At 32.7% G+C, this 24,538-nt stretch carries 22 protein-coding genes; 6 read left to right on the plus strand and 16 right to left on the minus strand.

Annotation, left to right across the window (positions count from 1 at the left end):
- Position 1: 1 nt before the first annotated feature.
- Positions 2–3,025: a tetratricopeptide repeat protein gene (locus H7350_RS13205; RefSeq protein WP_204346388.1), complete on the minus strand. Its 3,024-nt coding sequence runs from the start codon at positions 3,023–3,025 to the stop codon at positions 2–4.
- Between the two features lie 220 nt (positions 3,026–3,245).
- Here H7350_RS13205 and H7350_RS13210 point away from each other — a divergent pair, with 220 nt between their 5' ends.
- On the plus strand, positions 3,246–3,929 hold the full coding sequence (locus H7350_RS13210) for a cell division ATP-binding protein FtsE (RefSeq protein ID WP_204346389.1): 684 nt from the start codon (positions 3,246–3,248) through the stop codon (positions 3,927–3,929).
- Between the two features lie 6 nt (positions 3,930–3,935).
- On the opposite strand, the gene H7350_RS13215 is transcribed toward H7350_RS13210, so the two are convergent.
- From H7350_RS13215 to H7350_RS13230, 4 genes are read right to left on the minus strand one after another with little or no spacing between them, the layout of a single operon-like run.
- Positions 3,936–4,877 carry a hypothetical protein gene (locus tag H7350_RS13215; RefSeq protein ID WP_204346390.1) on the minus strand — a complete coding sequence of 314 codons (942 nt, stop codon included), beginning with the start codon at positions 4,875–4,877 and terminating at the stop codon, positions 3,936–3,938.
- Complete coding sequence (locus H7350_RS13220; protein ID WP_204346391.1) at positions 4,870–5,316, minus strand: hypothetical protein; 447 nt, start codon at positions 5,314–5,316, stop codon at positions 4,870–4,872. Before H7350_RS13220 ends, H7350_RS13215 begins: the two co-directional genes overlap by 8 nt.
- A 52-nt stretch (positions 5,317–5,368) precedes the next feature.
- The gene (locus tag H7350_RS13225) at positions 5,369–6,994 is read right to left on the minus strand and encodes a right-handed parallel beta-helix repeat-containing protein (RefSeq protein WP_204346392.1); all 1,626 of its coding nucleotides are present in this window, start codon (positions 6,992–6,994) and stop codon (positions 5,369–5,371) included.
- Between the two features lie 45 nt (positions 6,995–7,039).
- A complete protein-coding gene (locus H7350_RS13230) occupies positions 7,040–7,864 on the minus strand; it encodes a 2OG-Fe(II) oxygenase (protein WP_204346393.1) in 825 nt (274 codons plus the stop codon).
- A 73-nt stretch (positions 7,865–7,937) separates the two neighbouring features.
- Between H7350_RS13230 and H7350_RS13235 the strand changes: the two genes are divergently transcribed.
- Positions 7,938–8,834, plus strand: a complete 897-nt coding sequence (locus H7350_RS13235) for a glycosyltransferase family 2 protein (RefSeq protein WP_204346394.1) — start codon at positions 7,938–7,940, stop codon at positions 8,832–8,834.
- A gap of 133 nt (positions 8,835–8,967) precedes the next feature.
- A complete protein-coding gene (locus H7350_RS13240; protein ID WP_204346395.1) occupies positions 8,968–9,909 on the plus strand; it encodes a glycosyltransferase family 2 protein in 942 nt (313 codons plus the stop codon).
- Here H7350_RS13240 and H7350_RS13245 read toward each other — a convergent pair.
- Together H7350_RS13245 and H7350_RS13250 are read right to left on the minus strand one after the other, a co-directional pair.
- Positions 9,876–10,289 carry a sugar 3,4-ketoisomerase gene (locus H7350_RS13245; RefSeq protein WP_204346396.1) on the minus strand — a complete coding sequence of 138 codons (414 nt, stop codon included), beginning with the start codon at positions 10,287–10,289 and terminating at the stop codon, positions 9,876–9,878. The genes H7350_RS13240 and H7350_RS13245 overlap by 34 nt on opposite strands.
- Positions 10,289–11,377, minus strand: coding sequence for a glycosyltransferase (locus H7350_RS13250; protein WP_204346397.1), 1,089 nt, complete (start codon positions 11,375–11,377; stop codon positions 10,289–10,291). The genes H7350_RS13245 and H7350_RS13250 overlap by 1 nt, the downstream gene beginning before the upstream one ends.
- A 32-nt stretch (positions 11,378–11,409) precedes the next feature.
- On the opposite strand from H7350_RS13250, the gene H7350_RS13255 reads away from it, so the two are divergent.
- Positions 11,410–12,549, plus strand: coding sequence for a glycosyltransferase (locus H7350_RS13255; protein ID WP_204346398.1), 1,140 nt, complete (start codon positions 11,410–11,412; stop codon positions 12,547–12,549).
- On the opposite strand, the gene H7350_RS13260 is transcribed toward H7350_RS13255, so the two are convergent.
- From H7350_RS13260 to H7350_RS13290, 7 genes are all read right to left on the minus strand, one after another.
- Entirely contained in the window at positions 12,546–13,379 is an 834-nt protein-coding gene (locus H7350_RS13260) for a phytanoyl-CoA dioxygenase family protein (RefSeq protein WP_204346399.1), read from the minus strand. The two genes, H7350_RS13255 and H7350_RS13260, sit on opposite strands and share 4 nt — an antisense overlap.
- On the minus strand, positions 13,372–14,616 hold the full coding sequence (locus H7350_RS13265) for an O-antigen translocase (RefSeq protein ID WP_204346400.1): 1,245 nt from the start codon (positions 14,614–14,616) through the stop codon (positions 13,372–13,374). Before H7350_RS13265 ends, H7350_RS13260 begins: the two co-directional genes overlap by 8 nt.
- A gap of 95 nt (positions 14,617–14,711) precedes the next feature.
- Positions 14,712–16,025, minus strand: coding sequence for an O-antigen translocase (locus tag H7350_RS13270; protein ID WP_204346401.1), 1,314 nt, complete (start codon positions 16,023–16,025; stop codon positions 14,712–14,714).
- On the minus strand, positions 16,026–17,129 hold the full coding sequence (locus H7350_RS13275) for a DegT/DnrJ/EryC1/StrS family aminotransferase (RefSeq protein WP_204346402.1): 1,104 nt from the start codon (positions 17,127–17,129) through the stop codon (positions 16,026–16,028).
- Complete coding sequence (locus tag H7350_RS13280; protein WP_235989351.1) at positions 17,126–17,998, minus strand: GNAT family N-acetyltransferase; 873 nt, start codon at positions 17,996–17,998, stop codon at positions 17,126–17,128. The genes H7350_RS13275 and H7350_RS13280 overlap by 4 nt, the downstream gene beginning before the upstream one ends.
- 140 nt (positions 17,999–18,138) lie before the next feature.
- Positions 18,139–19,086, minus strand: coding sequence for a glycosyltransferase family 2 protein (locus tag H7350_RS13285; RefSeq protein WP_204346403.1), 948 nt, complete (start codon positions 19,084–19,086; stop codon positions 18,139–18,141).
- Positions 19,087–19,164: 78 nt separating this feature from the next.
- Complete coding sequence (locus tag H7350_RS13290) at positions 19,165–20,931, minus strand: hypothetical protein (protein WP_204346404.1); 1,767 nt, start codon at positions 20,929–20,931, stop codon at positions 19,165–19,167.
- A gap of 190 nt (positions 20,932–21,121) precedes the next feature.
- Here H7350_RS13290 and H7350_RS13295 point away from each other — a divergent pair, with 190 nt between their 5' ends.
- Positions 21,122–21,739, plus strand: coding sequence for a class I SAM-dependent methyltransferase (locus tag H7350_RS13295; RefSeq protein ID WP_204346405.1), 618 nt, complete (start codon positions 21,122–21,124; stop codon positions 21,737–21,739).
- On the opposite strand, the gene H7350_RS13300 is transcribed toward H7350_RS13295, so the two are convergent.
- Both H7350_RS13300 and typA read right to left on the minus strand, forming a co-directional pair.
- A complete protein-coding gene (locus H7350_RS13300) occupies positions 21,717–21,950 on the minus strand; it encodes a hypothetical protein (RefSeq protein WP_204346406.1) in 234 nt (77 codons plus the stop codon). The two genes, H7350_RS13295 and H7350_RS13300, sit on opposite strands and share 23 nt — an antisense overlap.
- 76 nt (positions 21,951–22,026) lie before the next feature.
- Positions 22,027–23,826, minus strand: coding sequence for a translational GTPase TypA (gene typA / locus H7350_RS13305; RefSeq protein WP_204346407.1), 1,800 nt, complete (start codon positions 23,824–23,826; stop codon positions 22,027–22,029).
- Positions 23,827–24,146: 320 nt separating this feature from the next.
- Between typA and H7350_RS13310 the strand changes: the two genes are divergently transcribed.
- Positions 24,147–24,506: a hypothetical protein gene (locus H7350_RS13310; protein ID WP_204346408.1), complete on the plus strand. Its 360-nt coding sequence runs from the start codon at positions 24,147–24,149 to the stop codon at positions 24,504–24,506.
- The last annotated feature ends 32 nt before the right edge of the window (positions 24,507–24,538 follow it).

Raw genomic sequence — 24,538 nt, forward strand, 5'->3', positions numbered from 1 at the left:
TTTAGTTTTGTTCAGTTTCAACAGACGAGTTCGTTTTAGCGGCTTCAGTTTTTATTCGGTTAAGTTCTTGTTGTGCCTCTTCAACGACATCATCAAACTCAGGGAAATTAGAAATAACACTTTCTAAAATATAAGTCGCTTGAAAGGCATCTCCTAAGGCATCATAGTTTTTTGCCATAATCACCAAACCTTTAGCACTGTAATATTTATAGCTGCTATAATCTCGCGCCAGCTTTTGAACCGTAGTATTTGACGATGAATAATTCCCGTCTTTATGCTTGAAATAGGCATTATAATACAAGGCTTCGGCAGCTACAGCTCCTGAAGCAATTTTCTCAACCTGAGCGTAGGCTGCTTTGGCTTTAGACTCATCACCAGTTTTTATAGCAGAACGCGCAATGATGATATGAGCATCACTCTTTACTTTAGTATCAATTTTAGAATCCTGAAGCACTTTTTCTGCATAATTTACAGCTTCAGTATAGTTTTGCTTCTGGTAATAGGCATTCATTAAATTTGATTGCGCATAGGTTATATTTTGCGGATAATCGGCTTCGTTTTCTAAACGTTTCAACAGAGGAATAGCTGTATCCCAATTAGAATTATTGAGATAGATTTCTGAAAGTTTAACGATAGACTGCTCTGTAAACTCGCCTTTTTGTTTGTTGACCACATACTCGTAGTGTGGCTTTGCATTCTCAGGCAATTGCTTTTTCGAATACAGTTCGGCAATATAAAAATGAGATTTCAACGCGTGAATTCCATTAGGAAATTCATTTAAGTATTTATTAAACTGACGAATTGCACCATCTGTATTATTATCTAAGTATTGCTTTTCGGCAGCGAGATAAGCTGTATTATCCAATTCGGCATCGGTTACATCAACATAATCTAAAGTTTTCACCCAAGCCGCATACTCATCTACTCGACCTAAATCGATATAAATTAATCGCGCTGTAGATACAGCCTGACTTGCTTCATCTGTTGCAGGATATTCGTTAGCCACTTTCTTAAACTTAGATAGCGCCCTTTCATTATCATTTGCATTGTAATACGACAAGCCTTGACGAAGTAATGCTTTTGGAATAAACACACTGGTGCTGTATTCTGAAATGAGTCGGTTGTACATGACCATCGCATTTTCAGTGTCATTGATTTTAATATAGGAATTAGCTAATTCGTACATCGCATCATCTCGTAATGACGATCTAGGATATTCTGAAATAAATCTATTTAAATCCTGAATCTTTTTAGAGCCTTCTCCAATGTAGCCATGACTCATTGTTTTTTGAAAGAACGCATAATCACTTTCGATTTCATTAATGGCAATAGCCTTGTCATAAGCAGCAATAGCACTGTTATAATTTGTTGACACGAAATACCCATCACCCAATCTGAGGTAGGCATCGTTTAATCGTAATTTATCGTCTTTATGATTATCAATAAACTTTTGAAAGCTCGTTGTTGCCTGACTGTAATTTTTCAGTTTAAAATAGGTGTACGCAATATTGTAATCTATGTTATGTATTTCATTAACATTTTGCGCCTCTCCTTGTTGTAAAAATTGTTTAAAACCAATAAGTGCGTCATCGAAGTTACTGAGATGGTAATCTGTTTCTGCTTTCCAAAATATGGCTCTTGTAGTAAATATAGGGTCTTTGGCTTCTTTGATGGATTTATCAAACAATGCTTTAGCCTCATTATACTGACCTTCGTTATAAACTTCAATTCCTCTGTAAAATGCCACTTTTTGATAGGCTACACGATTCTCAAAACTGTTCTTATTTTCTAAGAGTTTGATAGCTTCCTTATAGTTTTTTGACGTAATGTATGAATCGATTAATAAGGTTTCAATTTCTTCCTTATAACTCGTATCAGGATATTTGTTCAAATAACTTGTGAGTACCTGTGGAACAGACTGGTAAGGATTTCCTATTTCGTAGCTAATTTTAGCGTAGTTGAGCCAAGCATCCTCTTGGATTTTTAAATCATAATCCATTTGTGATGCATTTCTAAATGCATTTAAAGCTTCCTGTTTTTTATCGAGATTGATATAACTTTCTCCTAGATGGTAATAGGCATTTTGAGCTACAGCGTTGTTACCATCAATAATTTTGTTGAACTCGGAAATCGCATTATCAAAATCATTTTGTTTGTAGTAAGCATAACCTAACTGGTAATAATCGACATTATTCCACTTACCGCGTCTTCCATTATAAGCTTTTAAAAACGGAATGGCTTCAGCATACTGCTCTAAATTAAAATGACTTTCTCCTATAATTTTTGAAAGCTCTGATTTTTCCTGCGGATTACTATTATCAATTTGTTCACTCGCTAATGCAATAGCCTTTTCAAATTTACCAAGTTTAAAATTTAAATCGGCTTGATAATACGATAGTTTTTCTTTGTATTTATCCTGATCGCTCACCTGATCAAAATACTCATTAGCTTTATCATAATCGTCACCTTCGTAAGCCATAAACCCAATGTAATATTTTGCTTGCGAACCATATTCTTGTGATGTCACTACGCGATTTAAATACTTATTCGCTCCAGTTTCGTCTCCTGTAGAATATAAGGTATATCCATAATTAAAATTGAACTTATCACGTTCTGAACGCGAAATGCTCTGTTCATCAACTTTATCATACCATTTTCTGGCATAAGCATATTTTCCGTTGGTAAAATAATAATCGGCAACATCTAAAAAAGCTGTATTTCGTTTTGTACTGGTTGGATATTCATCAACAAAGTCCTGAATTAAATCATCTGCATTATTCTGATTTAAACGAACAGCACAATTGGCAATATAATACGCACATTCAGATTCAACAGTTTCGTTTGGCGCTTCATTTTTAATCGCTTCAAACAAAGATTGGGCTGCTTGATATTGCTTATTGTTATAAAGTGTAAGCGCTTTTTGATAGTCTACCAAATCACTCGTATAAGCGGCTGTTTGCTGAGCATTTAAATACGATGCAAACAGTAAAAAGGATAGTAAAAAACTTAGTTTCCTGCAATTCATTAAGTTCGATTTTAATTGATGTTAAAAATAATTTATCTCAAATCTATAACGCAATAATCGTGCTATAATTATAAACATACTTATCAAATAGACTAATTATATAAGATTGTGTTACACATAACGTTTTACTGACAGTGATTTAGAAATTAATTTTTCATTATTGGTAGTTGCTAGTTTTTATAATACATTTACACTTCTATAAAAAATCTTCATATAAATTATGTCTGAAACTGTTTTACAACTCAAAAATGCTTCAATCTATCAAGGTGATAGTATGGTATTGTCTGATGTTAATTTTGAAATGAACAAAGGTGACTTTGTGTATCTCATTGGTAAGACTGGAAGTGGCAAAAGTAGTTTTATGAAAACATTGTATGGCGATTTGGCATTAACTGAAGGCGAAGGTCATATTGTAGACTATAATTTGAGAACAATGCAGGAAAAAGATATTCCGTTTTTAAGACGGAAACTTGGCATCGTATTTCAGGATTTCAAACTACTACCTGACAGAACCATTAACAGTAACTTAGAATTTGTTTTGAAGGCTACTGGCTGGAAGGATAAGACTAAAATCAGTGAGCGCATTGAAACTGTTTTAGATAAAGTTGCAATGAAAACCAAAGGTTTTAAGTTTCCTCATGAATTATCAGGTGGAGAACAACAACGTATTGCTATAGCCAGAGCTTTATTGAATGAGCCTGAGCTCATTCTGGCCGATGAACCTACGGGGAATTTAGATCCACAAACAAGTATCGAAGTTATGGAAGTTTTGCGTGACATTAACAAAAACGGAAATACGATTTTAATGGCAACTCACGATTATGCTTTACTACTTAAATATCCTAGTAAAACCTTAAAATGTGACGAGAATAAAGTCTTTGAGGTTGTGCAACGCAAGGGATAATCTAACCTATGCTTTTCTTTTTTTAATGAGGTAAATAAACCAATCTATTACAGGTAAGGATAAAATCGTCTCTTTTATGGTTGATTTTTTGTAAAATGGTGATAACAATAACACTATAGCTATAACTGCAACAGCTGGATAAGTATTTACGTCCAAAATCAGTGCTAAGCTCAGGTGTAAGACAATCAAACCCGCTCCCCAAATTTTATATAGATTCGGCTTAAAGAAAACCACAATAGAAAACAATTCTAGATATATGACTAAGAGGTACAACAGCCAACCGATGACATAGTGCTCTAGAAACCAACCTCCAAATGCTGTCATTGGTTTTGATTCAAACTGAAACACTAAAACATTTCTAAAAGATAATGGTGAGAACAAACTAACGTCTTGTGTGAATAGCTCTATGACACCCCAAAACAATTTCCAAAAGCCAGTCAAACTGTAAGCTAAGAGCAAAAAGAATTTAGCACTTAAAAACATCAATAAAGACTTTTCTTTAAACTGTTTAGCTGTAGAACCTGGTATCAATGCAAAACAAAATAACAACAATAAAATAAAATGCAAACTATGATTGATCTTGCCAAACGAACTGAGAAGTGCCGCATATAAAAAGTAATTTATAAAGACATATACTCTTAAAAATTGTGTGTGTTTAATTATCACTAAAATGGCGCTTAGTACCAAACTGATTTGCAAAATATAGGTAGTGACCTGCAAATGTTCTTGCTTTAAAAAGAATAAAGGCCATAATGGATCAACCAATTTAGAATTGGCCAAATCATGAACTATAAACAGGTGGTTGAAAGCCATCATTAAGACGACAACATAAGCCAATTTCACAAGCATATTTACACAAGCAAATAACGCATTTGTATCTCTACTAAATATTGAGGTATGACGTACAACAAACTTCCAGAAAAAATGATCCTCTAATACCTTATTCAAAATAAAACCTGTTGTTTTTAAAAGTTAATACTCGATTGGTTTTTATACTAGCTTTATAATCAACTTTGCTTAAATCTGCAGTAGTTTCATATAGTTTGAACACAGACGTTTTAGGAATAGCATTAAAAATCATATGATTATCATAATCAGCCTTGCGTTTAACATCTTCATAAAATTTCTGCACGATAAGATTCATATCAACGAGTTCGACATGGTGGTAATCTTTTAAATTTCTAATATCTGTAGGTTTACTTAGAATAGAATCTCCAACTTTATCAACCAAAATATAAGCATGATTAAGTGAGTTGGGAGTTTTAGAATAAAGCGACCATCTAAAAAAAGGGAAGTATTCTTTTTTAGAAGATGTAAATCTACCTACAAAAGCAATGAGCAGATAAATGACACACCAAAAGGCTAGAAAATTCTTATAAAATTTCATTCAGATGTTTTAATAGCTAGGTAAATATAACCAAACTATTAGGAAAGTTTCACTAAAAACCCAGCCATTTAAAAAATCGCTTAATCGCATTATCTTTTTTTTTGTCTTCAGAAATCTCAACCTGCTCTACATCAAATTCTACCATAAAAACGCCAAAATTTGATAACGTCTTTTTCGCTTTTGTATTATGACGTGGTTTCTCAATTTTAGTAAGCTTCATGGGAACCGAAATTTTAAGGTCTTCTGAAAGTTTACCTGATTTTAAGACCACTTCTGGGTTTTCAACATCATAAAGTTTGAAACCACTGTTAGCTGCTATATCATAGGCTGAAAAGTCTACAGTGACAGCATTTCCTTCTGCATTAAAGAGGGCGAGATTATATTTGTTTTTGTGCTGACTATGCTGAGACAGGTGAACGACAGGATCTAAATTAAAGTTTGTTATAGCAATAAGCTGACTTTGTTTATCCAAATTAAAATTCGATGTCCAGCTTTCTAAAGAATGATCCTTAACTTTTGGTATACGAAACGGTTGTTTTAAACGACTATAAATCACATTACCATTAGAATTCCAACCCCTAAAATGATTAGAAACTGTAGGTCCGATTTGTACGATACCTGTATGTACAATGTTATTTGTAAACTGAAGTGTCTTAGCTTCTAAAATTCTTAGACCATTATAACCACCAACGATTATATTACCATCAACAACCACGTCTTCGATAGGTGCATTTTTATGAAACCCTAAAGTTAAAGCAGGAGCATCACCTATTATTCTCCCATTATCTTGTTGCGTATTGTGATAAAGCACATTATTGATGACTGAGATATTACTAGCGACATTTATACCATTTCTATCATTTGATGCTACAATCACATTGTCCAAAAACCGTCCAGATGGTGAACCACTGTTAAAAATGATATTATCTTCGAGAGTGATATGCTTCACATATTGAAAATCGGCATTTTTTCCTGCCGACCATACTTCTATACCCTTATAGTAGTTATTGAAAATAATATTTCTTTTGATCAACCTCACTTCATCGCTTTTATTCTGAACATAAATCCCTTCGCCTCTACCTTTTCCATCTTTAGCGATATAGCCGTTATTATAAATCATACAGTTTTCTATAACAGAGCCAGCAGCATGTTTCCATGACCCAAAACCAAGTCCTGGGATATTATAAATTTTCAAATTATAGAACTTGCAATTTTCTCCGGAAAGATGCCGAATTCCCACACTTGTTTCAAAATTACTATCGGTTTCATTTCTGGAAAAATCACCAAGCCAGGTGACATCAAAATCTTTAAAGATCACCTGTTTGCCTTTCACATCAAGAACGACATCTCTATCTGAGGTTACATTTCCGTTTAAAACAACCTTATCATTTTTGTATCCAGAAACAGTTACATAAGTATTAGGCTCAAGGCTTTTAAGTGTGCTTATAAAACGACCATTGTAAATACCTTCATGCAACCAAATTACAGCTCCTGGCTTTACCACTTCTGGTGTTTGACTTAAAGCTGTTTGCAAATCCCAAGGTGCTTTTAACGAGCCGTCACCACGTTCACTTCCTGGTGTTTTAGCATCATTTTTTGAAAAGACATGAAATTCTTCCTGAGCGTTTGCATAAAAACCCAGAATACAGCATATAATATAGATTAGGTATTGTTTCATAATTGGATATTTCCAATTACTATACCAAAATCGTTTAGAGCTCTGTTATTTCTTATTATAAACATGTGGGTTTTTTCGAATTCCTTTTTTAAAAATTTTTCGTACCATGGTTCGTAAACCAGCATCTAAATCAAGAATAATATTGGTAAGCGTATCACTGGGACGCCCTCTAAATTTAGTGACATGAAATTTATCCTTTTCATGTAAAGGCTTATCACTAAAATAATAATTAGAAATACAGCATCTACTATGGTCAACGGTTACTTTATTTACCGAATGCCACGAGGTATCATGCGTAGCCATAATCACCAGGCGGTTATATGCACTTTCTATGACTAAGGGTTCTTTTTTTGGTCCATCAGGCCATATTTCCAGATGACCTCCATTTGGTGTTTGCCAGTCTGGAGTTACATAATACAGTAAGTTAAGTACGCGCCATCGCTCTCGCTGAGCATCGTGTGAGTTATCAAGATGCGGATGTAAAAAATTATCCTTTGCCATTAATGACAAACCTCCAGCATAGAGAGATTCGTCAGCATAAAGCGAATCTATATCGCAAATTTCGCCTATAAGCTGTACTATTTTTTTATCCTGAAACGCATATAAAACTTCTTCGAGTAATGGATTGTGCCGATTCATTTGCGCCGAAATATATTTGTATTCTCGCAAGCTCTTTAAACAGCGCATTTCAGATTTATCAGGAAATACATCATAACATTTTCTAACAATCGCTTCTGGTAAAAGGTTATCTATATAAAAATAGCCAATATTAGATTTTGAAGCGTTATACGCTTGAATCAGGCTCTCTTTATTACTGAGAATTGTCTTATAAATTAATTCTGAAATTTCTTCCCGATTAGAAACTTCCATAGTTATCATATTTAGGTACTGCAATTTAATCCTTTTAATTTAAAACTGTATTTTTAGGCTTTAATTCATGGCAATGATTTCTGTATTAATTCCGGTGTATAATTATGATGTTACTGAGCTCGTAAAAAGAGTTCATAAGCAGTTGGAATTATGCGGTATTGCATTTGAAATACGATGTCTAGATGATGCTTCAGATTTTGAATTTCAGAAGCAAAAACAAATCGTCGAAGCTCTCACACACACCACCTACACCATTTCAGAAAACAATCAAGGTCGAATTACAACGAGGCAACAGTTAGCCGAATCTGCTTTATATGAGCATCTTTTATTTTTGGATGCCGATGTGATACCAAAAAATGACACATTTATAGCTAATTATTTAGAGTTTATCAATTCTGAATATGATGCGGTTTATGGAGGTGTTGCCTATACTTCTGAAAAACCAGGAAATGATTATTTGTTACGATGGGCTTACGGAAAACAGAAAGAAGAAGTCGCTGCTGCTAAACGAAATGAAACACCATATAAAAGTATAGTTTCTGCCAATTTTTTAATTGAGGCTTCTATTTTTAAACGTTTAAACAATAAAATTACTTACAGTGGCTATGGAAGCGATAACCATTTTAGCGCACAATTAAAGGACGAATCTATTTCGGTTTTACACATTGATAATTATGTGTATCATTTAGGTATTGAAACCAGTAGCATCTATTTGAACAAAAAGGAAGCTGCTGCTAATGCTTTAATTGCACTTTATTACACAAAAAACACAGCAAATCATGATAATCATCTATTAAAATTATTTGCTAAACTCAAACGTTTAAGACTGAATTATGTGTTATCGTGGTTTTACCAAATAAGTCATAATTTATTAAAACAAAATCTATTAGGCCCAAAGCCATCAGTAAACTACTTACAGTTGTATCGTATTAGTTTTATGTGTTATCAAGATTTAAAAAAAGGAGACTGAAATCAGCCTCCTTTTTTGCTTTGTTATTTTTTTATAATTTTTTGAGTGTGTAATTGACCATTTTTAGCATCAAATATTTTTATTCTTTAAATCTTTGATTTTTAAATTACATTTGTTCTTATAGTTGAAATCCATGAATTCATTTTTCTCTGTCATCATATCAGTTTATAACAAGGAGCAATATATCAGAGACACATTGCAATCTGTGCTGAATCAAACTTATAAAGATTTTGAGATTATTATCGTCAATGATGGCTCTTCGGATAATAGCTTGTCGGTTTTAAACCAATTTGATGATGCTAGAATCACGATTATTAATCAAGACAACCAAGGAGCATCTCAAGCTAGAAATAACGGTATATCTAGAGCAACAGGTAAGTTCATCGCACTCTTAGATGGTGACGATTTATGGGACAAAACGTTTTTGGAAAACATAAAAACATTAATAGCAAATCATCCAGAATACTCTGTATTTACAACAGCAATAGCGCATAAGTATGGTGATAAAATTAGCCCTGTTCCTTATAGTTTTAAAGCTACAGCAAACGTCTCCATTTTGGATTATTTTAAAGCTAGTGAGCGTCATACCATACTTTCGGGTTCGAGTACAGTTTTCAAAAAAGATATTTTAGATGTAACTGGCAACTTTGATACAGACATAAAGTCTGGACAAGACACCGATTTATGGATTAGGATTGGTTTACATTATCCAATCGTATTTTTAAATAAAGTATTAGTGTATTATGTACAAAATCAAAACAGTTTATCAAACACGACTACTGACTTAAATAATAAATCAAGATTTGACAATTATAAGTTTGAGGAAAAAGAGAACGTTCATTTAAAAAAATTCTTAGACAACAACCGATTTTCGTTAGCCTTATTGGCTAAGCTCAATAAGAACAAAAAAGCATACAAGTATTACAAGTCTGAAATATCTAAAAAGAATCTATCGCTAAAACGTCGGTTTCTATTGATAGCTCCAATATGGCTGACAAAGCAATTTTTGAAATTAAGGAAAGTTAAAAACACAAAAACCTACTATCCCATTTTAGACGATACAAAATCGTCATAATTTCTAATGTAATCCTCTTCATTAAAGACTGTTGACGCCATAACCAGGCACACTGAACCAGATGAAAAATTTTCAATCTCTCGCCAAATACCTGTTGGAATATACAACCCAATATTGGGTTTGTTGAGCATAATTCGTTTGCGATCCTTACCATCATCGAGAATGACCTCAAAACTACCACTTAAAGCAATAACCACAGACTCTTGAGCTATATGAGCATGTCCGCCACGGAAAGCATCATTTGGGACATCATACAAATAATACACACGTTCTATTGAAAAAGGGATAGTTTCCTTTTCAATAACTGCAAGCTTCCCTCTTATGTCATGAACATTAGGTATTTGAAGATTTAAAACGTCATTTATTGTATTCAAATTCATTAATTTTTAGTCAACAATTGCTCCCAAGCTTGACCGATATGTTCCATAGAAAACTTAGCAACACTTGGCTTTGTGTTAGACTTACATTTCAAATATAAGGGATTATCTTCGATGAATCTATTCATAGCCAAAGCCATTTTTTCAGAATCATTATTTTCTACAAGCAACCCATTATATCCATCTCTAATCATTTCACTAGGTCCCGATTTACAATCTACCGAAACTACTGGTGTGCCTAACGCTAGAGATTCCAAAATAGTCATCGGAAAACCTTCATATCGACTTGTCAATACTGTGAATTTAGCACGTTTTACATATGAATAAGGATTATCAATAAATGATTTAAAGATGACATCTTTATTTAAATTTTTAGCTCTGACTTTCAATTTGATAGCCTCTAAATCTTTTCCATCTCCTAAAATTATTAGTGAAATATTATGTTCAGGTAATTCAGATTTATGATAAGATTCAATTAAAAGTGACAAATTTTTAACCTCATCATTAATCCTTCCATAGAATAAAATATAGTCACTAACCAATTGTTCATCTGTAATAGCTTGTGATTGTAGATCTCCAACAGGATTATAAATGGTAATAACATTAGTTAAATCATAAACAGATGCAATTGCTTTTTTAATTTCCTCAGATACCGCTACAAGTTTGTAAGCATCTTTATACATATATTTTGCTATACGCTTTACAGTTGAAAAATATGTATTAAGTCTATAACTATGTATACAGTATATTGTTTTCCTAGGATCATAAAGCCATCTAGACACAATAAATTCTCTTAATAGACTGGGCCTGGAGCGGTTATCAATTACAAAATCAAAATGGTGTTTTTTTAAATAGCTTTTAAAAGCTTTAAGTTTTTTAATCTTTTTAAGTATTGGAAATCGCGAATCTATCTTCCCAAGATTTAAAAGTTCTCCCTGAAACTCATTGTTGATTTCATCAACAATCATAACGATGTGAATGGTATACCCTAAACCACTTAATAATTTTGATAATAGAGCCGAAGACCTTTCAGCACCTCCTTTCCCTAAGGAGGTGACTACTATACATATCTTTTTACCGTTAGACTTCAACAATTATTATCTTTGTCTCAAATATAACTTAAATGAAGATATTATTGGTTGGCGAATATAACAGATCTCATAAATCTCTTAAAGAGGGTTTATTAAAATTGGGTCATGAAGCTCAAGTTGTAGGTCTAACCGATGGTTTTAAAAAGGTAGATATTGACATTGAAATCAAACATAAATTCAAAAGTGGCTTTATAAAAAATTTTAAGGTTTTAATCTACAAACTCATTAAGGTTGACCTACATTCGTTAAGTGTCAAAAAACAAATTCAAAGTCTAAAACAGCAATTAAGTGGTCATGATATTGTACAATTTGTAAATGAATCTCCTTTTTTATGTCTGCCAAAAACTGAAATGGATATTTTCGATTTACTTACTAGCTGGAATAACAAGGCCTTTCTATTATCTTGTGGTACAGATCATTTAAGTGTTAAATATGCTTACGAAAAAAAATTCAGATACTCGATTCTTACACCTTATTTTGAAAATCGTCTTCCTAAAACCAGTTTTGCATTAGGATTAAAATACTTAGAACCAGATTTTGTAAAACTGCATAACCACATATACAATACAATTGTAGGTGTTATCTCTAATGACCTAGATTACACCATCCCTCTAATGAATCATCCAAGACATTTAGGACTAATACCACATGCTATCCATCTAGATGACATAAGATTTACACCTTTAACATACGATGATAAGATTGTCATTTTTCATGGTATTAATAGAACCAATTATATAAAAAAAGGAAATGACATTTTTGAGAAGGCGTTAACTATTATTAAAGAAAAACATCCAAACAAAATAGATATAATCACAGTTGAAGATGTGCCATACGAGATTTATATCAAGGCATTTGATTCTGCGCACATTCTTTTAGACCAAGTATATGCCTATGATCAAGGGTATAATGCACTCGAAGCTATGGCCAAGGGAAAAGTCGTATTTACAGGTGCTGAACAAGAATGGTTGGACTATTATCACTTAGAGGAAGATACTGTTGCTATTAATGCATTGCCTGATGCTCATGCTATAGTAAAAAAGTTAGAATGGTTAATTGCGAATCCAGAGAAATTAATTGAAATCTCTAATAATGCCAGAGCATTTGTAGAACGGGAACATCATCATGTAAAAAATGCTGAAAGGTATTTAAAAATCTGGAAAACGTCTTAAGGTTTTATCTTCGGAAATCTCAACTCCAATGAAATTCTAGTGATATTTTCATTTTTATTTACTGCTGACCCATGAATAAGAAAAGGTGAAAAAATAAGTGCTTCACCTGGTTTTGGATTTGGTCTTATCATTTCAATTTTCCCCTTTTTAGTTTCTAATATACAAGGCACATAATAGGTGTTTCCGTTTATTTTAGCCCCTTTACTTGCTGTTCTTAAAATTTCATTCTCAGGGATTAAATGACTTCTGGGATATACTGGCAAAGAAGAATTTTGGTTGCAACCCACAATTGGAATCCACACATTAATAATATCTTCCCAATAACTTAAATAGCCATCGCGATGTGGTGGATTAATATCTAAAGAGTTGGGTCTACTCAATCTAATTTGGATATGTGATTTCTGAAGTTCTTCAACCCATGAGGTTAACTTATAGCCTAAAATTTCTCCGAAGCGATTGGCTAAAGCATCAATATCGAAATCAAAATCTTCGTTTTCTAAATTTCGAGTAATATTTATAACTTGGTTATGCAATTCATCAGTAGTCACAATCTTATGATAATTCTCAAGCTGAAAATCGCTGGCATCAAAATTGGGAATGCAAGTTTGTATGGCCTTTACAATGTTATTTTCCATGGACTTTTTTAATCGTTGAAAATCTTCAGAAGAAAAAGCATTAACAACAGCATACCCTTCATCTTTCCAAGGCATCTTAGATATCACATTGTCTTCGGTTTTAAATAGCAGTTTAGATTCTCCCCAAAAAAAGTCTCCTTCTACTTCAAATTGGTAACCTTCACCATCCAAAAACAGTTCACAAACTTTATACATGTTTTTTGTTTCGTTTAAAATAATACCATACAGCAATAATGACGATAATAAAGTAGATAATGTATCTATATAAATGTGCCATTACTACCCCTTCGGCTCCATAAATATCTACATAATATTTTGACAAGCCATAAAATAGGCCTAATGAGATAAGTTCTGTTATCACAAAGCTCCAAACCATCTTTTTTGCTAAAAACTGATAGGATATCACTAACGTAGCTAATCTTACAAAATCACCTAAGAGCTGCCATTTAAATAATTCACTTAATCCCTCAAAATTCGGGTATATTATATCAATAATTAAATGTCTAAACACGTACACTAAAAGCATGCCCAGTCCAAATAAAGGTAATAGTGTTTTGTATATATATAGAACTTCCTTTTTAAAGGCACTTCCTGTATTAATCTTAGCAAATTTCGGTATAACATATAATGTAAAAATACTAGATGAGAATACCATATAATTTTTAGAAATAAAGTTCATAGCTGTCCAATATCCAGCTTCTTCAATATTTATTCTATCAGTGATGGTTGTTCTTACATCTAACTCAATATAGTTCAGCAACACTGTAGAAATGAAAGACATGAGCGTGAATGCTAATAATGGCTTTGCAAATGAAAAATCTGCACTTAATTCCTGCAACTTAATATGTGCTTTAAGCTTATCAAAAAAGATAAATAGAACTACTACAAAACTGATTAATGGTGACAATATAATTGCAAACAAAACGCCTTTTAAGTTAAAGTAGTAGAGAAATATTAATAACAATACTACAGAAAGAATATAAGCTCCCAATTCAATTTTAGCATGTTTTTTATAGTCTGACAAACCATTAATCAACCCATATAAAATTCTGTTCAAGCCAATCACTGGTGGTAAAAGAGACAAGCACTTTATCAAATTTACAAAAGCAGCATCCCCAAATAATCTCACAGAAATATAATCTGCATTAAAAAATAATACAACACCTGAGATAATTGAACCGATAGCACCAAAAAGAAAAGCAGAGGAAAACAATTTTGATAATTGTTTGGTATCGTTTTCATTTTCAGAAACATATTTTACTATACCATTAAATATACCCAGCGATGATGTACTAGTTAGCATTTGTACCAGGTTTCGCAACTGACCAATTTTAGCTATTCCAGCTTCTCCTAAAGTAACTGCTAACAAGCGTTGTACAAAAATTGAAATAATTAACCGGATGATAATGACTACAGCATTCAAGGACGTCATCTTGAGCAGAAGATTTCTTTTTATAATGCCCTTTAAATTTATCACGCGGATTAACGTTGTTTTTAATAAGTTAGTTGCCTAAATATACTATTTGTTTACGAACTAGAGTTTGTTTCATCATCAGGTAAAATACCAAATAGTGAAGACCCGAAGATGAGTAAAACAATTCCGTAATGCATCAAATAGCTTATAAAATGTCCGATAACTGCACCTTTCACACCAAAAACATCAATAAGGTACACACTAGAAACATAAAGCATTACAACTAAAAATATTTCAATTATAATAAAGTGTGTAAACATCTTTTTTGCCAAGAATTGATACGCTATAACAATGGATAATACTTTAACAAAATCTCCTAATAGCTGCCAGAAAAACAAATCGGTTACAGGTGCAAATTCATCCGAAAATATAAGAGGAACAATAACCGATTTCAACACATAAAGTAGGATTAAAGCTAATCCAAAAATTGGCATTACAGATTTATAAAACCCAAATACTTCTTTTCTAAACTCTTGTTTTGAATCAATTTCACTAAATCTGGGCACAATATATAGGGTAATTATTGACATTATGAACATGAGGTAATAATTAGAAATTCTGTTCATTGCCTCCCAGTAACCCGCTTCTTTAATACCAACCTCAGAAATGATATAGTTTCTGATACATATAGATATTAATGGTAGTGCAATTGCAGATACTAAAGCCATAATTGCATAAGGTCCAAATCGCTTTAATACCTCTAAACTTATATGATCTGTTTTAATATAAGTCATTAAATTTCGTCGGTTAATAATACCTACCAAAGTGATTAAAAAGATAAGTGAAGGTGCTACAACCGCTGCTACTAAAGCGCCATCTATATGGTTTTCATATATCAAAAGTAAGGTCACAAGTAAACCAAGAATCTGACCTATAATATTGATAATAAGCAACATTTTATAATTAGCAAAGCCATTCATTATGGAGAAACTCATCATATTTAAACCATAAAAAGGCAGTGCTAATGCCATTATTTTTATGACATATGCATAATTATAATTAGCCGAAAACAACAAGTCATTGATATACTGAGCATTATAATAACACAGAAAAGCAACCAAAATAGTAGAGAAAAAACACAAGTAGTAAGCCGTTGAAAGTGTCTCACTTAGCTTAACTTTATCTTCCTTAACCTTTGCAATGGTTTTAACAACACCGTTGTAAAACCCTAGAATTGAGACCGATTGAACAGCGCTTAGAAAATTTCGGAGATTACCTATTAGTGCCATACCTTCTACACCAATAAAAATAGCTATTGCTTTAGATGTTAAAATTCCAGCTATGATTTTAGTAATAATCGTTGCCGAATTAAGGTGAGCAACTTTAAATAAAACATTATTGTTAATATACTTTATTAAACTCTTCAATTAATAAAGGTTTAGGGCATTAATTATAGTTTCTATCTCTTCAGTTGTCATCACAGGACTCAAAGGTATACTTATCACTGTCTCATGGATGGCTTCTGTAATCGGTAAAGATAAAGATTTATATGGCAATAATGCTTTTTGATGGTGAGGTGCTATAGGATAATGAATTAAATAGCCAATTTCCAATGCATCTAAGTAAGCTTTAAAATGTGCTCTATCCTCTACACGAATAGCAAAGACATGAAACACGTGATTATCAGAAAAATCGTAAAATGGCAGCTTGATTTTCGGATTATTTATGTTATTTAAATACTGCTCTGCAATATGTCTTCTAGTTCTATTGTCACTATCGAGGTGATTGAGTTTTATATTTAAAAAGGTCGCTTGTAATTCATCTAAGCGACTGTTGACACCTATTTTATCATGGACGTATTTTTTTGAACTTCCGTAGTTATGCAGAAGTTTAATACAATTTGCTAATTCATCATCATTAGTAGTTATGGCTCCAGCATCTCCTAATGCTCCTAGATTTTTTGTGGGATAAAAACTAAATCCAGCAGCATGAGATAAGTTGCCTGCTTTTTTATTTTTCGAAGTTAAAATAGCGCCATGAGCTTGTGCTGCATCTTCAACCACAAGCAAATTATTTTGTTTAGCTATATCGTTTATCGTCACCATATCTGCCAGTTGACCATAGAGATGAACCACCAAAACAGCTTTAGTTTTAGATGTGATATGCTTTTCTATTTCCGAAGGATTCAAATTAAATGTCGCTTCGTCAGGCTCAACACAAACAGGTTTTAATCCAGCATTTATGATAGACAACATAGATGCGATATAGGTATTCGCTGGAACAATCACTTCATCATTAATCTGCAATTTTCCTAGGTCAATATAAGCTTTAAAAATTAGCGTTAACGCATCCAAACCGTTGGCCACACCTATGCAATGCTTCGTTTCACAATAACTTGCAAAGCGCTCTTCAAAATCCTTTACCTCAGAGCCGTTGATATAATATCCTGAATTCAAAAAAGTTTTGAACTGAGAAGAGAATTCGTCTTCAAACCTGGAATTCATTTTATTTAAGTCTAAAAACTTTATCATATCATAACGTTTTTTAGCAATTTATGATTCTCAGTAGGTATTCTGTAAAAATCTTGAATCATCGTTCTGGCACCAAAACCCTCTTTCCAATACTGCAAGCCTTCATTGATTTGCTTTCCATTGTTTTCATTGGATATTCCAAAATCAAAATATGCTTTATTATGAAATACATTTTCAATAAGATAGGTATGCAACACGTCTAAACTACCAAGTATATTTTTGTCTTTGTTACCAGAAATGTACTGCGAATGTGCAACAAATTCCGTTTCAAAGATGGTCGTGCCTGCAACGAGAACATCATCTTTATACACATTGAATTGTCTAATATGCTTCGGAAATTTTCGTTTTAACATCGTAATTTCCTCTAATGAGTGTACTGGCTTTGTCTGATGCTTTTCTTCAAGATTTATTGTCAGAATGGTATTCCAAAACGCATCAAAATGGTCAACTTCTTTGACGATAAGACCATTTTTAATTCCGCGTTTATTGCCCTCTATTCGGTCTTTAGAAAATTTAGGGCGATGTTTTAAATTTAAAACAGAAAGTGCATCTCTTCGAAATAATTGTGCTTCAGTAAGAAACATAAGATACAATAGTTCATCATTAGGACATCTGGCATAAAATGAAGGAAGTTGCTTTAATTCTAATGTTTCAATACCATTATCACTCAGATATTTGAGCACTGCTTTAAATATCTTTAAAACGTCTCTAAATTTGAGTTTTTCACCAAATATCAATCCGCCATAAGTAAGACCTTGATGAGAATATATAGTTGAATCCACTCTATTTGCAGGCAATAATGCTATAAGCTTCTCATTTTTATAGATCATTAAAGACGCATCATTGAAACGGTCGCTGTGATAATCCATAAAATCTCTTTGAAATAAGAATGTTGCATTTTTAGAATTCAAAGACAATGAATCCCACTCTTTTTTATGATCTGGCTGGTATGTTTTTACGGTTAAAATCGTTAAACTATTAAAAGTTAAAAATATAAAATTAAGCTTGGTTACTTATTTTCCTTTTCAATATTACTATCGCTAATAACATATAACGGTCTATTTTTTACATTGGTACTTATACGACTGATATATTCTCCAATGACACCAATAGACAATAACTGAATACCACCAATAAACATCGAACTGATGATAAGTGAGGTCCATCCAGTAATAGTTTCCTTGAGTACAAAATGAGAGAAAATGGCAAATAAAATAACAAAAAACGAGACCAGTGAAATAAGAAAGCCGAGTCTACTTACTAATAGCAATGGCTTATCTGAAAATCCTGTAACAGCGTCAAAAGCCAAGCTAAACATCTTGCCATACGAATATCCAGATTCTCCATGTTTTCTCGGTTCTCGCTTAAATTCGACAAAGGTTTGCTTAAATCCTAACCAAGCGATTTGGCCTCTTAAAAATTTATTTTGCTCAGGCATTTCACGTAAAGCCTCAACTACTTTTTTATCTAAAAGTCTGAAATCTCCAACATCTAAGGGAATATCAAAAGAAGTGATTTTTTGTAGTATTCGGTAAAAAAGCTTTGACGTTGCTTTTTTCATAAAAGTCTCTCCGTCTCTCGATATGCGCTTAGCATAAACCACATCAAATCCTTTGCTGTGTTCTGCATATAACTTCGGAATTAGCTCAGGAGGATCTTGTAAATCGGCATCTATAATAACTGTGGTTTTAGATTTACAATAATCTAGACCTGCAGAAACCGCTACCTGATGCCCAAAATTTCGACTTAAATTGATATAAAACACACGCTGATCTTGTTGTGTGAGCGTTATTAGCTTTTGAAGTGAATGATCTGCACTACCATCATTTACAAAAATAAGTTCGTACTGTTGAGTCACTTCATTGAGTGCTGCTTTTAAACGCTTATAGAGTTCATCAATATTATGTTCCTCGTTATAAATGGGAATAATAACTGATATGTCTGTAGTTGTATTCATTAGAAAACTTCAATACGCTAATTGGTTTACAAGATATATCTTATGATAAAAAACACATAGCTATTGATGACTTATTTTTTATTCAAGATTAGTTTTATAGATATTAAAATAGGCATTACTCCATATGATTTCATAGTCATGTCGCTTTAAAAAAGCATTCATAATTTTAGCTCTTTCAGGATGATAGGTATTGCTAGGTATTTTGTTTTCAGACAAATAATCATGCATAGGTGATGAAAACTCCCAAATTGTTGTGAATTTTTGTTGAACCACAACAGGTAGGACTTCTATTTGATTTTCGGCCGTTTTAATTTTTTCTTCAAATGATACATGATCATAAATCCAAACCCAAGGATTGTAAACGTAAGGCTTCGTTTCTGTTAAAAAATGTAGCATTGGTGCACTATCATATAAAAATACATAATCATCTGGCTTTACGTGTTTTTCTAATTCTAATATGACATCATTAATAACCTGTGCACGCTCATTTGTAGTATAGATACCATTTGCATATTTACTATGTATAGTAGCTGTTTTACTTAAACGATTCCCTTTGTCAAAATAAGCCTCTTGAGACATGCTATATCCTTTATATAAAAAATAAGATGATGCTAAAATTGCAAACAGATATTTCGATAATTTACCATCTATTTTAAAACTAGTATTGGTTTGTTCTAATTCAACAGAAATCGTCATCGAAATAAGTTGAGATACAAAATGGAAAAAAAATGGAACTGCTAACCAAATACAAATATATCCACTACTGTGAACTCCACCTCCACTACCTAAGGGCAAAAATATCATTATGAGTAGGGATAAGAAAGCAATGACCTTTATGAGATCTGTTTTTTGTTTTGTAAACATCACACCAATAGTCCCAATAAACCCGAACACATAAACAATATAAATATCGCCTTTAGCAAACACTACTAAAAATGATAATAAGGCTATAACTGCTAAACAAATTTTACCTATCATTTTATGTTTTAAAAGCTTATACAACAATACCAATCCAGATATCAATGCAATAAACTTGCTGCCTTCATAAAATATAGCAATGTAATTATTCTTTATCACCCTTATTAAGGTTAAAATATTATGCCCGCTGTCGTCAGTTTTACCCAAACTAAAGAGTACAGAAAATGCATTCTCCATTACATCCCATTGGTTTAGCAACTTCATTAAAAGAATAACTAAAGCGACACCAGCAATACTACCTAAAAGCATAGATAACATTGGTTTTACTGACTTTATTAACGGTTCCTTTTTTAAAACAAAAGAGGTATAAGGAATAACTAAAACGAATATAAGAAGTGTAATATTTGGAAGCCTTGCAAAAATATTAACCCCAAGTATTAAACCACATAAACCTATCAATATCAGTCTGTTATTTTGAATACCTTTTAATAAAATATACACACTTAAAACTGCCAACAACATGGTTAAATGGTTGTGATAAAAGGCGAGAAACCCGAAGTCATTTACAAACAACACCATCGACAATCCCAGCAGGACATAATATTTATTAATGTAGTTTTTAAGAATCTGGTAGCAAACCATAAAAGTTGCTGTGTTGAATATGATGGTCAAAATTCGAAAACCTAAAATGCCTCCACTTTCAAATAACTGATACCACAAGCCTCCAACCAAACCAGACAACCAGTATACAAAACAGTATTCAACACTTTCTGGTGAATTAAAAAATTGCTGATAGAAAGTTAGGGAAAAGCCTTCATCACAAACATCAAACCCATGAATCATTAATGCAAATTGAATCAAGACAATACAACCCAAAAATACTGGGTAATACCAGGTCTTAAAAGTTACATTTTCGAACATAGACAAGTGTATTTGTTTGGTTATTGCTGGTGATTATATACCAATCGCTAATATAAATAAATACTAGCAATGAAACTATCCCTAAACCGGGTAGTTCCAACGAATTCAAAATAATTATCAAATCTTGTTCGATAGTCAAAACTATTTCAAATAAATTATATAATTTCGGAGCCTGTAAAACACTGAAATTTTAACAATGAGTAAATTCTCTCTTTCTCAATTAATTCTTGGTAACCCATTTGTATATTGGAGTTATCAAAAACTGGTTGGTGGTGATAGAGCCAGACGCTTATTTATAAAAAATCAGGTGCGTCCACAAGTGGGTCAAAAAATATTAGATATTGGTTGCGGTCCTGGAAACATCTTAGATTATCTTCCAGAAATGGATTATTACGGATTTGATGTAGACCCAGAATACATTGAAGCTGCTAAAAAAAATTACGGAGACAGAGGTACTTTTATTTGTGCTAATGCCAGCGAATTTAAGGTATCAGAACCTCATAGCTTTGATGTCGTCATAGCAACAGGTGTCATTCACCATTTAAACGACAGCGAAACCAAACGTCTTTTTGAAATTGCAGCTGAAGCACTAAAGCCAAATGCTCGTTTGGTTACCTTTGATGGTTGTTATATTAAAGGACAACATATAATTTCAAAATACATGCTAAAATTTGACAGAGGTAAATTTGTTCGCACGCAAGAATCTTATGAAGCTCTGGCAGGTCATTCGTTTTCTAAAATCGATTCTACAATAGATGAGAGTTACTTTAGAATTCCGTATACCTCAATTTTTATGGAGTGTCAAAACGTTTAAAAACCACTTGGTAATTTTCATCAATAAGTTCATACACACCAAAAGGTGCTTCCGAATCGATGATTTGATAGCTCTTATCATCTTCTAAGGCATTCAAATACTTTTGATTGTCACTCAAATAAGAAAATAAAATCCGAAATAAATTTACATTGGTTTTTAGTTGGTCATCAAAATCTGGTGCTTTATTATCTGGCCAACTAACAGCTGACATTACTGTAAATAAAGAAAACTCAAAACAAAAAAGGAATCCTATGACAGATTCCTTTTTTTATAAACTTGTGTATTACTTATATCGTTTTGTTACGCTTACGCTCTACTTCAGTTAAGAAAATTTTACGCAGCCTTAAATGATTAGGAGTTACCTCAACATATTCATCTTTTTGAATATATTCTAAAGCTTCTTCTAAAGAAAATTTAATAGCTGGTACAATCTTAGCTTTATCATCAGCTCCAGAACTACGAACATTACTTAATTTTTTCGTCTTAGTTACATTGACCGTCATATCATCACCTCGTGAATTTTCTCCAATCACCTGACCTTCATAAATATCTTCTCCCGGATCAACGAAAAACTTTCCTCTATCTTGTAATTTATCAATAGAATATGGAATCGCCTGTCCTTTTTCCATAGATACTAATGAGCCATTTTGTCGCTCAGGAATTCCTCCTTTTAAGGGTTGATATTCTTTAAAACGGTGTGCCATAATCGCTTCTCCAGCTGTTGCTGTTAATAACTGATTACGCAAACCAATAATACCTCTTGAAGGCACTATAAATTCACATACCATACGTTCACCCTTAGCTTCCATACTAAGCATTTCACCCTTTCGCATGGTTACCATTTCTATAGCTTTACCCGAAACAGTTTCAGGTAAATCAATAGTCATTTCTTCAACTGGCTCACATTTTACACCATCAATTTCTTTAATGATTACTTGTGGCTGACCGATTTGTAACTCATAGCCTTCACGACGCATAGTTTCGATTAAAACCGAGAGGTGTAATACACCACGTCCAAAGACCATAAACTTATCAGCACTATCTGTTTCTTCAACACGAAGTGCTAAGTTTTTTTCCAACTCTTTAGTTAATCTTTCTTTGATATGACGAGACGTTACAAACTTTCCATCTTTTCCGAAGAAAGGAGAATCGTTAATTGTAAACAACATACTCATTGTAGGCTCATCAATTGCAATGGTTTTTAAACCTTCAGGCGCTTCCCAATCGGCAACAGTATCACCAATTTCAAATCCTTCTAATCCTACAATAGCACAAATATCACCTGTTTGAACTTCGTCAACTTTCTTTCTTCCTAGACCTTCAAACACATGAAGTTCTTTTATTTTTGATTTCACTATACTTTTATCACGCTTTACAAGTGAAATATTTTGTCCGACTTTAAGCTCTCCACGAGTTAAGCGTCCGATAGCAATACGTCCTGTAAACGAAGAAAAATCTAATGATGTAATTAGCATTTGAGTTGTTCCTTCTTCAATTTTTGGTTCAGGAATATGCTCAATAACCATATCTAAAAGTGGCTCAATGTTTTCAGTTTCATTTTGCCAATCGTCACTCATCCAGTTATTCTTTGCAGAACCATAAACTGTTGGAAAATCTAATTGCCATTCTTCGGCACCTAACTCGAACATCAAATCAAATACTTTCTCATGTACTTCATCTGGAGTACAGTTTTCTTTATCAACTTTATTGATAACCACACAAGGTTTTAATCCTAAATCGATAGCTTTTTGTAAAACAAAACGTGTTTGAGGCATCGGACCTTCAAAAGCATCAACTAATAACAAAACACCATCGGCCATGTTTAAAACACGCTCTACTTCTCCACCAAAATCGGCGTGACCAGGTGTATCAATAATGTTAATCTTAGTGTCTTTATAGATTACAGAAACGTTTTTTGACGTAATTGTAATTCCTCTTTCACGCTCTAAATCGTTATTATCCAGAATTAAATCACCTGTATTTTCGTTTTCACGAAATAACTGACAGTGATACATGATTTTATCTACCAAGGTTGTTTTACCGTGATCGACGTGTGCAATAATTGCAATGTTTTTAATATTAGCCATAATGATGCCTTATTTTAAGCGTGCAAAGGTACGTTAAATTCCGTTTAAAAATTCATTCTTATACAAGAAATAAAACTCATACTATTTTATCCTTTTTCATATAAAGAAAAACATCCTGGTTTTAGGCTAAAACACTGGCACTACAAAGGTTTACCTCTATACAATGTTACATTTAATTTTTAGATGTATTTAGTTAATAAAATGTTATACTCCTTAAAAAGTATAATTTCTGTACGTATCTTTCGTTATTAAATTGATTAATAGTAAATAGCCTCCCTCAACCAACCCACAGTGGCGATTTACATCTGAAACCTAAACAGATGGAAACAATACACAAATACTCAAAATTTGTACCTTACCTCTATTTCTTAGCGGTAATTGCATATTGGTTTACTAACGTAAATAAAAGTGAAGGCATTACCGCCTATCCAATTTTATTATTTGGTATCCCATTTTTATGGCAACTCATAAAACCAAATAAAAAATTAAATTTCACCTTAGGCATCACGTTCGTGTGCTTGTCTTCGTATTTAATTTTAGCCTACCTCTCTGATATTTTTCATATCATAGAATTATCATCTCGAACTAAACATTTTATGGTGTTTGGAGGTGTATTTGTAGTTGCTAACTTTATAATGGCCTTATGGATGATACGAAATAGTCTTAACAGAAGCTTTTAATATGTATCTTTGCTGCTCAAATTGAAAAATAA

The organism is Psychroserpens algicola (assembly GCF_014526325.1).
GTDB classification, from domain to species: domain Bacteria; phylum Bacteroidota; class Bacteroidia; order Flavobacteriales; family Flavobacteriaceae; genus Psychroserpens; species Psychroserpens algicola.

Bases quoted from the DNA above. Each gene is read 5' to 3' on its own strand.
- H7350_RS13205 (WP_204346388.1), bottom strand. From the start codon at position 3,025: ATGAATTGCAGGAAACTAAGTTTTTTACTATCCTTTTTACTGTTTGCA.
- H7350_RS13210 (WP_204346389.1), top strand. From the start codon at position 3,246: ATGTCTGAAACTGTTTTACAACTCAAAAATGCTTCAATCTATCAAGGT.
- H7350_RS13220 (WP_204346391.1), bottom strand. From the start codon at position 5,316: ATGAAATTTTATAAGAATTTTCTAGCCTTTTGGTGTGTCATTTATCTG.
- H7350_RS13225 (WP_204346392.1), bottom strand. From the start codon at position 6,994: ATGAAACAATACCTAATCTATATTATATGCTGTATTCTGGGTTTTTAT.
- H7350_RS13230 (WP_204346393.1), bottom strand. From the start codon at position 7,864: ATGGAAGTTTCTAATCGGGAAGAAATTTCAGAATTAATTTATAAGACA.
- H7350_RS13235 (WP_204346394.1), top strand. From the start codon at position 7,938: ATGATTTCTGTATTAATTCCGGTGTATAATTATGATGTTACTGAGCTC.
- H7350_RS13240 (WP_204346395.1), top strand. From the start codon at position 8,968: ATGAATTCATTTTTCTCTGTCATCATATCAGTTTATAACAAGGAGCAA.
- H7350_RS13245 (WP_204346396.1), bottom strand. From the start codon at position 10,289: ATGAATTTGAATACAATAAATGACGTTTTAAATCTTCAAATACCTAAT.
- H7350_RS13255 (WP_204346398.1), top strand. From the start codon at position 11,410: ATGAAGATATTATTGGTTGGCGAATATAACAGATCTCATAAATCTCTT.
- H7350_RS13260 (WP_204346399.1), bottom strand. From the start codon at position 13,379: ATGTATAAAGTTTGTGAACTGTTTTTGGATGGTGAAGGTTACCAATTT.
- H7350_RS13265 (WP_204346400.1), bottom strand. From the start codon at position 14,616: ATGACGTCCTTGAATGCTGTAGTCATTATCATCCGGTTAATTATTTCA.
- H7350_RS13275 (WP_204346402.1), bottom strand. From the start codon at position 17,129: ATGATAAAGTTTTTAGACTTAAATAAAATGAATTCCAGGTTTGAAGAC.
- H7350_RS13280 (WP_235989351.1), bottom strand. From the start codon at position 17,998: ATGGATTATCACAGCGACCGTTTCAATGATGCGTCTTTAATGATCTAT.
- H7350_RS13285 (WP_204346403.1), bottom strand. From the start codon at position 19,086: ATGAATACAACTACAGACATATCAGTTATTATTCCCATTTATAACGAG.
- H7350_RS13295 (WP_204346405.1), top strand. From the start codon at position 21,122: ATGAGTAAATTCTCTCTTTCTCAATTAATTCTTGGTAACCCATTTGTA.
- H7350_RS13300 (WP_204346406.1), bottom strand. From the start codon at position 21,950: ATGTCAGCTGTTAGTTGGCCAGATAATAAAGCACCAGATTTTGATGAC.
- typA (WP_204346407.1), bottom strand. From the start codon at position 23,826: ATGGCTAATATTAAAAACATTGCAATTATTGCACACGTCGATCACGGT.
- H7350_RS13310 (WP_204346408.1), top strand. From the start codon at position 24,147: ATGGAAACAATACACAAATACTCAAAATTTGTACCTTACCTCTATTTC.